The following is a 12,538-nucleotide window of genomic DNA, read 5'->3' as shown; positions in this document are numbered from 1 at the left end:
AGTTATGAATGAAAAGTTTCACGTCAGTCGTAACATAACGTTTTAACAAGCTGGCATGCTTAATGAAAGGTATAGTGAGGTGAAACAAAAGTTACAGAGGCTTTATGGAACAGCTTGATGAACGTCTGAAAGCGCAATACGCGTCGTTGTCACCGCAGGAGCAACGGGTGGCTGATTTTATTTTTGATCATTTCGACGACCTCATTAGTTATAACAGCGCCGAGCTGGCGCAGCTGAGCGGGGTGTCGAAAGCCACGGTGAGCCGTCTGTTTAAGCGTCTGGGCTATGAGAAGTATAAAGAGATGCGCGACGAACTGCGCACGCTGCGCCAGAGCGGCATGCCGCTGACCGATAACCGCGATGCGGTGCAGGGCAACACTCTGCTGGCGCGGCATTATAAGCAGGAGATGGCAAACCTCACCCAGTGGGTCAACGCTCTGGATGCTCAGCAGTTTGCCGAGGCCATGGCCTCAATGGTGAAGGCGCGGCGGATTGTGATTATCGGGATGCGCAACGCCTATCCGGCGGCGCTGCACCTGCGCCAGCAGCTGTTGCAGGCGCGCGGACAGGTGCTGCTGCTGCCGCAGCCGGGGCAGAGCCTGAGTGAGGAACTGGTCGATCTCACGCCCGACGATCTGGTGATTATGATGGCGTTTCGCCGTCGCCCGCGGATCGTTCGGCCGCTGTTGCAGCAGCTTCAGCACAGCGGTATTCCGGTTCTGCTGATGTGTGAGCCGCAGGCACACAGCCTGTTTCCGCTGACCAGCTGGCAGCTCTGCGCCCCGCTGGACAGCGTCTCGGCGTACGACAGCTACTCGTCGGTCAACAGTCTGATCAACCTGCTGGCTAATGCCTTCCTGCATGAAATCCTCGATAAAGGCCGTCCCCGGATCCACAATATCGCCTCCCTGTATCAGCAACTGGACGAACTGGAACAGCGATAATGGGGCATCAGGCTGGTGCTTTGCATTAAAATGGTGCAGCAGAGCGGGGCGGAAAAGGGAGGCCTTTTCCGCCCCGCTCTCGTTTTATCAGGCCTTCAGAGAAAATTTCCCGTTTCGCTTCATCTGGCACATTAGTTGCAAAATCCAATTCAAAGAATCTTTTGTTTCATGTTAACGTTACGGGGAAGCACCATGAAAAAGTTATTGATTGCACTGACCGGGGCCGTCTGTCTGTTTGCAAACCTGCCAGCAAAAGCTGACCAGCTTCAGGATATTGAGAAACGCGGCACTCTTCGTATCGCCGTCCCGCAGGATTTTCCTCCGTTTGGTTCGGTCGGGACCGATCTCCAGCCGCAGGGCTACGACATCGACATGGCGCGCTATCTGGCAAAACAGATGAAGCTCAAGCTGCAGCTGGTGCCGGTGACCAGTGCCAACCGCGTGCCGTATCTGCAAACCGATAAGGTGGATCTGGTGATCTCAAGCCTCGGTAAAAACGCCGAGCGTGAAAAGGTGATTGATTTTAGCCGTGCCTATGCACCGTTCTTCCTCGGCGTGTTCGGCCCGAAAGGGGCTGAACTGAAAGATGCAGCTCAGCTGAGTGGAAAAACCATTGGCGTGACGCGCGGCGCGGTTGAGGACATGGTGCTGACCAGCCTTGCGCCGAAAGATGCAGACGTCAAACGCTACGAAGACAATAACACCACCCTGTCGGCTTACCTGTCCGGTCAGGTCCAGTACGTGGCGACAGGCAATCTGGTCGTGGCGGCGATTTCCCGCCAGAACGCCGCCAAAGCCCCGGTTCCGAGCTTTATGCTGAAGGACTCGCCGTGCTTTATCGGGCTGAAGAAAAACGAACCGGCGCTGAAAGCGAAAGTTGATGCGGTGATTGAGCAGGGAATTAAAGACGGCACCCTGAATAGCCTCTCTGAGCAGTGGCTGAAAGCGCCGTTGCCGGCAAGCCTGGGCGTGTAAGGCGATGACAGAGCAACTCCATTTCTCTGCGCTCTGGCCGTACTGGCCGGCGCTGCTGGCAGGGCTGTGGGTCACCATTCAACTGACGGTGATGGCAACCCTCGGCGGGCTGGCGATCGGTATTTTCGGGGCGGCGATTCGCAGCGGCCGGACGACGTGGTTCAGCAGGATCTGGGGCGGCTACGTGGAGATTATCCGCAACACGCCCTTTGTCGTGCAGCTGTTTTTCATTGTGTTCGGTCTGCCGAATCTGGGGCTGAAGATGACGGCGGGCGAAGCGGCGCTGCTGGCAATGGTCGTCAACCTGGGCGCGTACAGCACGGAGATTGTCCGTGCCGGTATTCAGGTTACGCCCAAAGGACAGTGGGAGGCCGGCCGCGTGCTGGGGCTTACCCGCCTGCAAACGTTTATACGCGTGGTGCTGCCACCGGCACTGCAGCGTATTTATCCGGCGCTGGTCAGCCAGTGCATTATCGTTATGCTCGGTTCGTCGGTGGTGTCGCAGGTCTCCTATGAAGAGCTGACTTTTGCCGCCAACCTGATTCAGTCAAGAACGTTCCTGAGCTTTGAGGTCTATCTGGTGACCACCGGAATTTACCTGGTGCTGTCAATTACCCTGCGCCAGCTAATGATGGCGGCAGGACGGAAGTGGCTGGGGGTACAGGCATGATGACCACCTTTACCGACTGGGACATTATTCGCAATCTGCTGCTCGCCGGACGCTGGACGGTGCTGCTGTCGCTGGTGGCGTTTGTCGGCGGGGCGGCGGTAACGCTGCCGCTGTTGCTGTTGCGCCTCACGGGTGGGCGTACGGTAAAACGTCTTATCCGCGGCTATATCGAACTGTTTCAGGGCACGCCGCTGCTGATGCAACTGTTCCTGGCCTTCTTCGGCGTGGCGCTGTTGGGTATCGATGTTTCGCCGTGGACCGCCGCGTCGCTGGCCCTGACGTTCTACACCAGCGCCTTTTTGCTTGATATCTGGTTTGGCAGTATTCGTGCGCTGCCGAAAGGGCAGTGGGAGGCGTCGCGCTGTCTGGGGCTGACCTTCGGCCAGACGCTGTTTCGCGTGGTGGCTCCCCAGGCGTTACGCATCGCCATCGCCCCAACGGTGGGGTTCGCCGTGCAGGTGATTAAGGGGACCGCGCTGGCATCCATTATCGGTTTTATCGAGCTGACCAAGGCCGGGACGATGCTGACCAACGTGACCTATCAGCCGTTTAAAGTCTTTGCGCTGGTGGCGCTCGGCTACTTCATTCTGTGTTATCCGCTGTCGCGCTACAGCCGTTATCTGGAGACTAAATTCAATGCCTCTCATCACCATTAATCAGGTGCAGAAGTACTACGGCGATAACCACGTGCTCAAGGGCGTGGATCTGGACATCGACATGGGCCAGGTTATTTCAATTATCGGGCGCAGCGGTTCGGGTAAAAGCACGCTGTTGCGCTGCATTAACGGCCTCGAAGGGTATCAGGACGGCAGCATCAAGCTCGGCGGCATGACCATTACCGACCGGGATTCCCAGGCGCGTGAAATCAGCCGCTCGGTCGGCATGGTATTTCAGAACTTCAACCTTTTCCCGCACATGACGGCGATGGAAAACGTGATGCTCGCGCCACGTCGGGTGCTGAAGAAAAGCGCAGCAGAATGTCAGGCACTGGCGCAGCGCATGCTGGAGAAAGTCGGGCTGGGTGACCGTCTGGATTACTACCCGTCAAGCCTCTCCGGGGGCCAGCAGCAGCGCGTGGCGATTGCCCGTGCTCTGGCGATGTCGCCTAAAGTTTTACTCTGTGACGAGATAACTTCCGCGCTCGATCCGGAACTGGTAGGCGAAGTGCTCAAGGTGCTGGAACAACTGGCCGCTGAGGGGATGACGCTGATCCTGGTGACCCATGAAATGAATTTTGCCCGCGAAGTGGGCGACCGCGTGGTGTTTATGCATCAGGGGCGCGTCTGGGAGCAGGGCGACAGCAAAACGCTGTTCGCTAACCCACAGACCACTGAGCTTAAACAGTTTATCTCCTCCGTGCGCGGCCTCAATTAACTAAGGACTTAAAAATGGATATCGCTCAATTTCCGCAAATCAATCCGCCACAACGTCTGCTGATGGGGCCGGGGCCGATCAACGCCGATCCGCGCGTGCTGCGTGCCATGTCGAGCCAGCTTATCGGCCAGTACGATCCGGCGATGACCCACTACATGAACGACGTCATGGCACTCTACCGCGGCGTGTTCCGCACGGAAAACCGCTGGACGATGCTGGTGGACGGCACTTCCCGCGCGGGGATTGAAGCGATTCTGGTATCGGCCATTCGTCCGGGGGACAAAGTGCTGGTGCCCGTTTTTGGTCGCTTCGGCCATCTGCTGTGCGAAATTGCCCGCCGCTGCCGCGCAGAGGTCCACACCATCGAGGTACCGTGGGGCGAGGTGTTCACACCGGATCGGGTGGAAGATGCCATTAAACGCGTGCGTCCGCGCCTGCTGTTAACCGTGCAGGGGGATACGTCCACCACCATGCTGCAGCCGCTTGCAGAACTCGGGGCAATCTGCCGTCGTTACGATGTCCTGTTTTATACCGATGCTACCGCGTCGCTCGGCGGCAACGTCCTGGAGACCGATGCCTGGGGGCTGGATGCGGTCTCGGCGGGGATGCAGAAATGTCTTGGCGGTCCGTCCGGCACCTCGCCTGTTACCCTGAGCCCGCGGATGGAAGAGGCAATCCGTCGCCGCAAATGCATCGAAGAGGGGATCCGTACCGATGCCCATCGCGACGGCGACGAAGAGATGATTTACTCCAACTATTTCGACCTCGGCATGGTGATGGATTACTGGGGACCCGAGCGTCTGAACCACCACACTGAAGCGACCACCGCGCTGTTTGGCGCCCGCGAATGTGCCCGTCTCATTCTGCAGGAAGGGCTGGATAACGGTATCGCCCGCCACAAGCTGCACGGGGATGCGCTGCTGAAAGGTATTCAGGCGATGGGACTCGAGACCTTCGGCGACCTCAGGCACAAGATGAACAACGTGCTGGGCGTGCTTATCCCTCAGGGCGTAAACGGTGACCAGGTGCGTAAACTGATGCTGGAGGATTTCGGCATTGAAATCGGTACTTCGTTTGGTCCGCTGCACGGCAAAGTGTGGCGTATTGGCACCATGGGCTATAACGCGCGTAAAGATTGCGTAATGACCACCCTGAGTGCGCTGGAGTCGGTACTGAACTACCTGAAGTTTTCCACTACGCAGGGTGCCGCGATGCAGGCCGCGTGGGATCATTACCGCACTGAGACGGCGCTATGAATCACGCGACACGCCAGCAGGCGGCAGAACGTGTGATGGCCCGCGCCGATGCGCTGGCCGCCATCAGCGAAACCCAGGATTCCCTTACCCGCGTGTATCTCTCTGCCCAGCATCTGCAGGCTAACCAGCTGGTCGGGCAGTGGATGAACCAGGCGGGCATGACCGTCTGGCAGGACAGTGTGGGGAATATCTGCGGACGTTATGAAGGCGAGCAGGAGGGCGCACCGGCGGTGTTGCTTGGCTCGCATCTGGATACCGTGCGCAATGCCGGGCGCTACGACGGGATGCTGGGGGTGCTGACGGCCATTGAAGTCGTTGACAGCCTGCATCAGCAGGGAAAACGGCTGGCGCAGGCCGTTGAGATTGTCGGCTTTTGCGATGAAGAGGGTACCCGCTTTGGTATCACGCTGTTGGGCAGCCGCGCGTTGACGGGCACCTGGCCTGTGGGCTGGCTCGACACGTGCGATGCCAGAGGTATCAGCGTGGCGCAGGCGATGGTACAGGCAGGGTTAGATCCCAGCCGTGTCGCGATGGCCGCAAGACGCCCGGATGATTTCAGCGCCTGTCTGGAGCTGCATATTGAACAAGGACCGTGTCTGGAACAGGCCGGTCTGGCGCTGGGCGTGGTTGAAGCCATTAACGGCGCGCGTCGTCTGAACTGCCGCTTCACCGGTGAGGCCGGCCACGCCGGGACCGTGCCGATGGCGCATCGTAAGGACGCGCTGGCCGCCGCCGCCGAATGGATGGTGCTGATTGAAAACACCACCCGTCAGCACGGCGGCAACCTGGTGGCCACGGTGGGTGAGTTGCGCTGTCTGCCTGGTGCGGTAAACGTCATCCCCGGCGAGGTCGCGCTCTCGTTAGATATTCGCGGCCCGCAGGATGCGCCGCTTGACCTTCTGCTTACTGCACTGCTGACGCAGGCGCAGGCGATAGCGGCCCGTCGCGGAATACATTTTGCAGCCGACGAATTTTACCGAATCGCCGCCACGCCATGCGATACACGTCTGCAGGCGCTGCTGGCGGAGGCTGTAGAATCGGTGCAGGGGAAGACATTATCGCTGCCGAGCGGTGCCGGTCATGACACCATCGCCCTGGCGGAGCGTTGGCCGGTAGGGATGTTGTTTGTGCGGTGTAGGGGAGGCGTCAGCCACCATCCGGCGGAATCGGTGATGGCTGAGGATGTCGCGCTGGCGATTGATGCCTTTACGCGTGCGGTAACGCGTCTGGCGGGTTAAGCGACCGAGCGTACCGCTTCATCGATGTCGGCACTCACCCGCACATCCTGCTCGTCAAACACCATGCAGTGGCGATCGTCAAAAGCCACATCAATTTGCTGCCACGGCGCGAATTTCACATCGCCCGGCAGCAAAATCTTCACATTGTCGTGGCCGTAGCACTGACCAAAGAGGTAGGTGTTGTTGCCCAGACGCTCAACCACTTCACAGTTAAACGTCAGCCGCGTGCCGTGGCGGAGATCGGTGGTTAAATGTTCCGGACGAATGCCCAGCGTCACCGGGCTGCCTGCGTTCAACGGTGTGGTGGTCAGGGCCAGTGTGAGCGTCTTCTGCTGGGATAATCTCACCGTCAGCTCACCCGGTTGCCAGGCCTCTACCGTTGCTGGCAGGAAATTCATCTTCGGCGAGCCGATAAACCCGGCCACGAACTTGTTCGCCGGTTTGTAGTAGAGTTCCATCGGCGCGCCCATCTGCTCAACCTTTCCGTAGTTCATCACCACAATTTTATCAGCCAGGGTCATCGCTTCTATCTGGTCGTGGGTGACATACACCATGGTGGTTTTCAGTTCCTGGTGCAGACGGGCAAGGTGCAGACGCATCTCCACGCGCAGCTCGGCATCCAGGTTGGAGAGCGGTTCGTCGAACATAAAGACCCGCGGATTACGCACGATGGCGCGGCCAATGGCCACACGCTGGCGCTGACCGCCGGAAAGCTGCTTAGGTTTGCGATCCAGAAGGTGGGAAAGCTGCAGCGTTTTGGCCACCATCTCGACCTGATGGCGGATCTGATCTTTCGGCACCTTATTGACCTTCAGGCCGTATCCCATGTTTTCGGCCACCGTCATATGTGGGTAGAGCGCATAGGACTGAAACACCATCGCCACGCCGCGGTGGGAGGGGGCAACGTCGTTCATCACCTCGTCACCAATCAACACTTCCCCTTCGCTAATGTCCTCCAGTCCGGCAATCATGCGCAGCATTGTCGATTTACCGCAGCCGGAAGGACCGACAAAGACGGCAAACTCACCGTCTTCAATCTCAAGATTCACGTTGTGCAAGGTTACGGTGTCGCCAAAGCGTTTGGTGACATTCCTCAATTGTATGTTCGACATCTGTATTCCCCGAGTAAACCGCCGCGTATGTATTACGTATAACAATTATTTGCTACATGGCTGGACGGTGCAATTTGTCTGCTCTGACTATAACTTCCAGTATTCACGCACCCTATACCGATATTCCATTAATGTTATGACGATCACACAACTTACAGTTTTTTGTAGAGTTATCATGATGTGAAGGGTAGCGTATACCAAACCAAAGGCATTTGATGCTATACGTTGTACGCCAGTGTTAGTCGGTTTTCTGGCGAAGGTGTATGGCGATGAAATGCAATAACAACCATAAAATTGTTATACCTTCACATGAGGTTGATAATGAAAAAGAACATACTCGCTGCTCTGATCCTCTCTACGCTCGCGGTGCAGGCTTATGCCACCACGCAGCTTAACGTCTGGGAAGACATCAAAAAGTCGTCCGGCATTAAAGACGCGGTCGCCGATTTCGAAAAGCAGTACGACGTTAAGGTTAACCTGCAGGAGATGCCCTACGCGCAGCAGCTGGAAAAACTGCGCCTCGACGGCCCGGCAGGAATTGGCCCGGACGTGCTGGTCATTCCCAATGATCAACTGGGCGGCGCGGTTGTGCAAGGGCTGTTGACCCCCCTGAATCTGGAGGCGAAGCAGACCGCACAGTACACGCCGGCGTCGATAAACGCCTTCAAAATGGATAACACCCTTTACGGTGTGCCGAAAGCGGTTGAGACGCTGGTGCTGATTTACAACAAAGACCTGATCGCGAAGCCGCTCAACTCACTTCAGGACTGGTATGACTTTTCTAAACAGCAGCGCGCCAAAAACCAGTACGGCCTGCTCGCCAAGTTCGACCAGATTTACTACAGCTGGGGGGCTATCTCCCCGATGGGCGGGTACATCTTCGGTAAAAACGATAAAGGCGGTTATAACGCCAGCGACGTGGGCCTGAACAAGCCGGGCGCGGTAGACGCGGTCACCTACCTGAAAAAATTCTATACCGATGACGTGTTCCCGGCGGGGATCATCGGCGATAACGGTCTGAACGCGATCGATTCTCTGTTTACCGAGAAAAAAGCGGCAGCCGTCATCAACGGTCCGTGGGCGTTCCAGCCGTATGAAGCGGCGGGCATTAACTACGGCGTTGCGCCGCTGCCGACGCTGCCGGACGGTAAGCCAATGAGTTCATTCCTGGGCGTGAAGGGCTATGTCGTCTCTACCTGGAGCAAAGACAAAGCCATGGCGCAGAAATTTATCGAATTTATCAACCAGCCGCAGTACGTCAAAACGCGCTATATCGCGACGCGAGAAATTCCGCCGCTGACCGCGATGATTGACGATCCGCTCATTAAGAACGACGAGAAAGCCAGCGCGGTTGCCGTGCAGGCCGCACGGGCGACAGCGATGCCGGGCATTCCGGAAATGGGTGAAGTCTGGGCTCCGGCGAACGCGGCCCTCGAGCTGAGCCTGACCGGTAAACAGGATCCGAAAGCCGCGCTCGACAGCGCAGAAAAACAGGTTCAGATGCAAATCGAAGCCATGCAGGCCAGCAACCAGTAGTTTTCTGACGTCGCAGAACGGGAGGGCGTCTCTCCCGTTTTTTGAAAGGAGTTGTTTGTGAGTATCATCCCGGAACATTTTGCCAAACCGCGCGTGGCCGGGCGTCACGCCTGGACCAGCCTGCTGCTGGCGGTCATTCCCGGCTTCGGTCAGTTTTACCACCGTCAGTGGCTGAAAGGGGTCATCTTCCTGGTGCTGCTTGCCAGTTTTATCGGCGTATTTGCTGATTTTCTGCGCGAAGGGCTGTGGGGACTGGTGACGCTGGGTGAGGAGGTGCCGCGCGACAACTCCATCTTCCTGCTGGCGGAGGGGATCATCAGCGTGTTAATCGCGGCGTTCGGCGTGATGGTGTATTACCTGTCGATGCGTGACGCGTGGGTCAATGGCCTGAAACGTGACGAAGGATTGCAGCTTAACAGCGTGCGTAAACAGTATCAGATGCTATTGAGCGACGGCTTCCCGTATCTGATGATCACCCCGGGCTTTATCCTGCTGGTGTTTGTGGTGGTGTTTCCCATTTTGTTCGGGTTTGCCATCGCCTTTACCAACTACAACCTCTACCACACGCCGCCGGCTAAGCTAGTTGACTGGGTCGGGTTTAAGAACTTCATCAATATCTTTACGCTCTCTATCTGGCGCTCCACCTTCTTCGACGTGCTGCAGTGGACGGTGGTCTGGACGCTGCTCGCCACTACGCTGCAGTGTACGGTGGGCGTACTGCTGGCGATTCTGGTGAACCAGAAAGATTTACGCTTTAAGCCACTGATCCGCACCATCTTTATTCTGCCGTGGGCGGTGCCGGGCTTTGTCACCATCCTGGTTTTCGCCGGGATGTTTAATGACTCGTTCGGGGTGATTAACAACGCCATTCTGGCCTTCTTTGGGATTGCGCCTAAAGCCTGGATGACCGATCCGTTCTGGACCAAAACGGCGCTGATCATGATGCAAACCTGGCTTGGTTTCCCGTTTGTTTTCGCCATGACCACCGGCGTGCTGCAGGCCATTCCTGATGACCTGTATGAAGCGGCCACCATGGACGGCGCCAGCAGCTGGACCCGGCTGCGGACCATTACGCTGCCGCTGGTGCTCTACGCCATAGCGCCGATCCTGATTACGCAATACACCTTCAACTTCAATAATTTCAACATTATCTATCTGTTCAATAACGGCGGACCGGCGGTGGTGGGGTCGAATGCGGGCGGCACCGACATTCTGGTGTCGTGGATCTACAAACTGACGATGTCATCTTCGCAATATGCCATTGCGGCGACCATCACCATCCTGCTGTCTGTTTTTGTCGTCGGCCTGGCGCTATGGCAGTTCCGCGCCACCAAATCTTTCAAAAATGACGACATGGCGTAAGGGACGTAACAATGGCTAAATCACAAAGTATTAAACGTGAGAAATGGGTCCGCCTTTCACTCTCCTGGCTGGTTATTGTGCTGGTGTCGGTCATCATCATTTACCCGCTGGTGTGGACGGTGGGCGCCTCACTCAACGCGGGCAACAGCCTGTTAAGCTCCTCTGTTATTCCGCAGAACCTGTCGTTCCAGCATTACGCCGACCTGTTTAATGGTCAGGTGAACTATATGACGTGGTACTGGAACTCGATGAAAATCAGCTTCCTGACCATGGTGTTGACCTTAATCAGCGTTAGCTTTACCGCCTATGCCTTCTCGCGTTTTCGCTTTAAGGGGCGGCAGAACGGACTGATGCTCTTCCTGCTGCTGCAGATGATCCCGCAGTTCTCGGCGCTGATTGCCATCTTCGTGCTCTCGCAGCTGTTGGGCTTAATCAACAGCCATCTGGCGCTGGTGCTGATTTACGTTGGCGGCATGATCCCAATGAATACCTATCTGATGAAGGGCTACCTGGACGCCATTCCTAAGGATCTGGACGAGTCCGCGCGCATGGACGGAGCCAGTAACTTCCGCATCTTCATCGAGATCATCATGCCGCTTTCCAAACCCATTGTGGCGGTGGTGGCGCTGTTCTCCTTCACCGGGCCGCTGGGGGATTTCATTCTCTCCAGCACCATTTTGCGCACCCCGGACAAATACACCTTACCCATCGGGCTTTATAACCTGGTGGCGCAAAAAATGGGTGCCAGTTACACCACCTACGCGGCAGGCGCGGTACTGATTGCGGTGCCGGTCGCGATCCTCTATCTGGCCTTACAAAAATACTTCGTCTCCGGTCTGACCTCCGGGAGTACTAAGGGATAACCATGAAAAGACTCAAACCCGCTTTGCTTGCTGTTTGTCTTTCTTGCGGTCTTGCTGCGAGTGCGTTCGCCGCGGACGGGATAAAAACGCGTCCTTTTAACGCCATGCCGGCAGACTTTATTAAGGGGGCGGACATCTCGACGCTGCTCGAGGCGGAACAGCATGGCGCAACATTTTATAACCAGAATGGCCAGCAGCAGGACGCGATTGCCATTCTGAAAGCCAACGGCGTGAACTATGTGCGCCTGCGTTTGTGGGTGGATCCGCAGGATGCCAACGGAAATACCTACGGGGGCGGCAGTAACAATCTGGAAAACACGCTGGCGCTGGCGAAGCGCGTGAAGGCCCAGGGCATAAAACTCCTGCTCGATTTCCACTACAGCGATTTCTGGACCGACCCGGGCAAACAGTTCAAACCTAAAGCCTGGGAGAAGATGGATTACCCGCAGCTTAAAACGGCAATCCATGACTATACGCGCGACACCATTGCCCGCTTTAAAAAAGAGGGCGTGCTGCCGGACATGGTCCAGATTGGTAATGAAATCAATGGCGGGCTGCTCTGGCCGGAAGGCAAAAGCTGGGGGCAGGGTGGCGGCGAGTTTGACCGCGTAGCCGGGTTACTCAACGCCGCAATCAGCGGGATGAAAGAGAACCTGACCGACGGCGAGCAGGTGAAAATTATGCTGCACCTGGCCGAAGGCACTAAAAATGACACCTTCCGCTGGTGGTTTGATGAGATCACGAAGCGCGATGTGCCGTTCGATATTATCGGCCTGTCGATGTACACCTACTGGAATGGTCCGATCGGCGCGCTGAAAGCCAATATGGATGACATCAGCAAACGCTATAACAAAGACGTCATTGTGGTGGAAGCGGCCTATGGCTATACGCTGGAGAACTGCGATAACGCAGAAAACAGTTTCCAGGCCAAAGAAGAGAAGGACGGTGGCTACCCCGGCACCGTGCAGGGTCAGTACGATTATATCCACGATTTAATGCAGGCCGTGATTGACGTTCCCGATCGTCGCGGTAAGGGCCTGTTTTACTGGGAGCCGACCTGGATTGCCGTACCGGGCACCACATGGGCCACCAAAACCGGCATGAAATATATCCATGATGACTGGAAAGAGGGAAATGCCCGCGAAAACCAGGCGTTGTTTGATTGTCATGGCAAAGTGCTGCCGTCGATAACGGTATTTAAATAGTAT

Annotated in this window: 12 protein-coding genes; 11 read left to right on the top strand and 1 reads right to left on the bottom strand. The window is 56.7% G+C overall.

Annotated elements, in window-relative coordinates; translation table 11 throughout:
* Positions 1-104: 104 nt before the first annotated feature.
* The 7 genes from hpxU (at position 105) to hpxK (ending at position 6,457) form a co-directional block, all read left to right on the top strand.
* Positions 105-944 (top strand): MurR/RpiR family transcriptional regulator HpxU, encoded by an 840-nt coding sequence (hpxU, locus tag AB6731_RS07900; protein WP_032681291.1) that lies wholly within the window; start codon positions 105-107, stop codon positions 942-944.
* A gap of 192 nt (positions 945-1,136) precedes the next feature.
* Positions 1,137-1,919 (top strand): transporter substrate-binding domain-containing protein, encoded by a 783-nt coding sequence (locus tag AB6731_RS07895; protein ID WP_020884739.1) that lies wholly within the window; start codon positions 1,137-1,139, stop codon positions 1,917-1,919.
* Positions 1,920-1,923: 4 nt separating this feature from the next.
* Positions 1,924-2,589, top strand: a complete 666-nt coding sequence (locus tag AB6731_RS07890) for an amino acid ABC transporter permease (RefSeq protein ID WP_014169471.1) — start codon at positions 1,924-1,926, stop codon at positions 2,587-2,589.
* On the top strand, positions 2,589-3,245 hold the full coding sequence (locus AB6731_RS07885) for an amino acid ABC transporter permease (RefSeq protein WP_025204495.1): 657 nt from the start codon (positions 2,589-2,591) through the stop codon (positions 3,243-3,245). The genes AB6731_RS07890 and AB6731_RS07885 overlap by 1 nt, the downstream gene beginning before the upstream one ends.
* Entirely contained in the window at positions 3,226-3,963 is a 738-nt protein-coding gene (locus AB6731_RS07880) for an amino acid ABC transporter ATP-binding protein (RefSeq protein ID WP_032677837.1), read from the top strand. The genes AB6731_RS07885 and AB6731_RS07880 overlap by 20 nt, the downstream gene beginning before the upstream one ends.
* 14 nt (positions 3,964-3,977) lie before the next feature.
* Positions 3,978-5,219, top strand: coding sequence for an alanine--glyoxylate aminotransferase family protein (locus AB6731_RS07875; RefSeq protein ID WP_078773863.1), 1,242 nt, complete (start codon positions 3,978-3,980; stop codon positions 5,217-5,219).
* Complete coding sequence (gene hpxK, locus AB6731_RS07870; RefSeq protein ID WP_063214612.1) at positions 5,216-6,457, top strand: allantoate amidohydrolase; 1,242 nt, start codon at positions 5,216-5,218, stop codon at positions 6,455-6,457. The genes AB6731_RS07875 and hpxK overlap by 4 nt, the downstream gene beginning before the upstream one ends.
* On the opposite strand, the gene AB6731_RS07865 is transcribed toward hpxK, so the two are convergent.
* Positions 6,454-7,569: an ABC transporter ATP-binding protein gene (locus AB6731_RS07865; RefSeq protein ID WP_020884735.1), complete on the bottom strand. Its 1,116-nt coding sequence runs from the start codon at positions 7,567-7,569 to the stop codon at positions 6,454-6,456. The genes hpxK and AB6731_RS07865 overlap by 4 nt on opposite strands.
* A gap of 321 nt (positions 7,570-7,890) precedes the next feature.
* On the opposite strand from AB6731_RS07865, the gene AB6731_RS07860 reads away from it, so the two are divergent.
* From AB6731_RS07860 to AB6731_RS07845, 4 genes are read left to right on the top strand one after another with little or no spacing between them, the layout of a single operon-like run.
* Entirely contained in the window at positions 7,891-9,105 is a 1,215-nt protein-coding gene (locus AB6731_RS07860; RefSeq protein WP_138613722.1) for an extracellular solute-binding protein, read from the top strand.
* 57 nt (positions 9,106-9,162) lie between these two features.
* A complete protein-coding gene (locus AB6731_RS07855) occupies positions 9,163-10,467 on the top strand; it encodes a carbohydrate ABC transporter permease (protein ID WP_020884733.1) in 1,305 nt (434 codons plus the stop codon).
* Between the two features lie 11 nt (positions 10,468-10,478).
* Positions 10,479-11,330 (top strand): sugar ABC transporter permease, encoded by an 852-nt coding sequence (locus tag AB6731_RS07850; RefSeq protein WP_014169479.1) that lies wholly within the window; start codon positions 10,479-10,481, stop codon positions 11,328-11,330.
* A gap of 2 nt (positions 11,331-11,332) precedes the next feature.
* Entirely contained in the window at positions 11,333-12,535 is a 1,203-nt protein-coding gene (locus AB6731_RS07845) for an arabinogalactan endo-beta-1,4-galactanase (protein WP_371006111.1), read from the top strand.
* Positions 12,536-12,538 lie beyond the last annotated feature (3 nt).

Source organism: Enterobacter sp. RCC_40, assembly GCF_041360735.1.
In the GTDB taxonomy this organism is placed as follows: Bacteria; Pseudomonadota; Gammaproteobacteria; order Enterobacterales; family Enterobacteriaceae; genus Enterobacter; species Enterobacter ludwigii.
The sequence above is the reverse complement of the archived record's forward strand: the minus strand, read 5'-3'. Positions and strand labels throughout refer to the sequence as shown.

What these genes read in the sequence shown, in the direction of transcription:
- hpxU (WP_032681291.1), top strand. Translation starts at nt 105, where the DNA reads ATGGAACAGCTTGATGAACGTCTGAAAGCGCAATACGCGTCGTTGTCA.
- AB6731_RS07895 (WP_020884739.1), top strand. Translation starts at nt 1,137, where the DNA reads ATGAAAAAGTTATTGATTGCACTGACCGGGGCCGTCTGTCTGTTTGCA.
- AB6731_RS07890 (WP_014169471.1), top strand. Translation starts at nt 1,924, where the DNA reads ATGACAGAGCAACTCCATTTCTCTGCGCTCTGGCCGTACTGGCCGGCG.
- AB6731_RS07885 (WP_025204495.1), top strand. Translation starts at nt 2,589, where the DNA reads ATGACCACCTTTACCGACTGGGACATTATTCGCAATCTGCTGCTCGCC.
- AB6731_RS07880 (WP_032677837.1), top strand. Translation starts at nt 3,226, where the DNA reads ATGCCTCTCATCACCATTAATCAGGTGCAGAAGTACTACGGCGATAAC.
- AB6731_RS07875 (WP_078773863.1), top strand. Translation starts at nt 3,978, where the DNA reads ATGGATATCGCTCAATTTCCGCAAATCAATCCGCCACAACGTCTGCTG.
- hpxK (WP_063214612.1), top strand. Translation starts at nt 5,216, where the DNA reads ATGAATCACGCGACACGCCAGCAGGCGGCAGAACGTGTGATGGCCCGC.
- AB6731_RS07865 (WP_020884735.1), bottom strand. Translation starts at nt 7,569, where the DNA reads ATGTCGAACATACAATTGAGGAATGTCACCAAACGCTTTGGCGACACC.
- AB6731_RS07860 (WP_138613722.1), top strand. Translation starts at nt 7,891, where the DNA reads ATGAAAAAGAACATACTCGCTGCTCTGATCCTCTCTACGCTCGCGGTG.
- AB6731_RS07850 (WP_014169479.1), top strand. Translation starts at nt 10,479, where the DNA reads ATGGCTAAATCACAAAGTATTAAACGTGAGAAATGGGTCCGCCTTTCA.
- AB6731_RS07845 (WP_371006111.1), top strand. Translation starts at nt 11,333, where the DNA reads ATGAAAAGACTCAAACCCGCTTTGCTTGCTGTTTGTCTTTCTTGCGGT.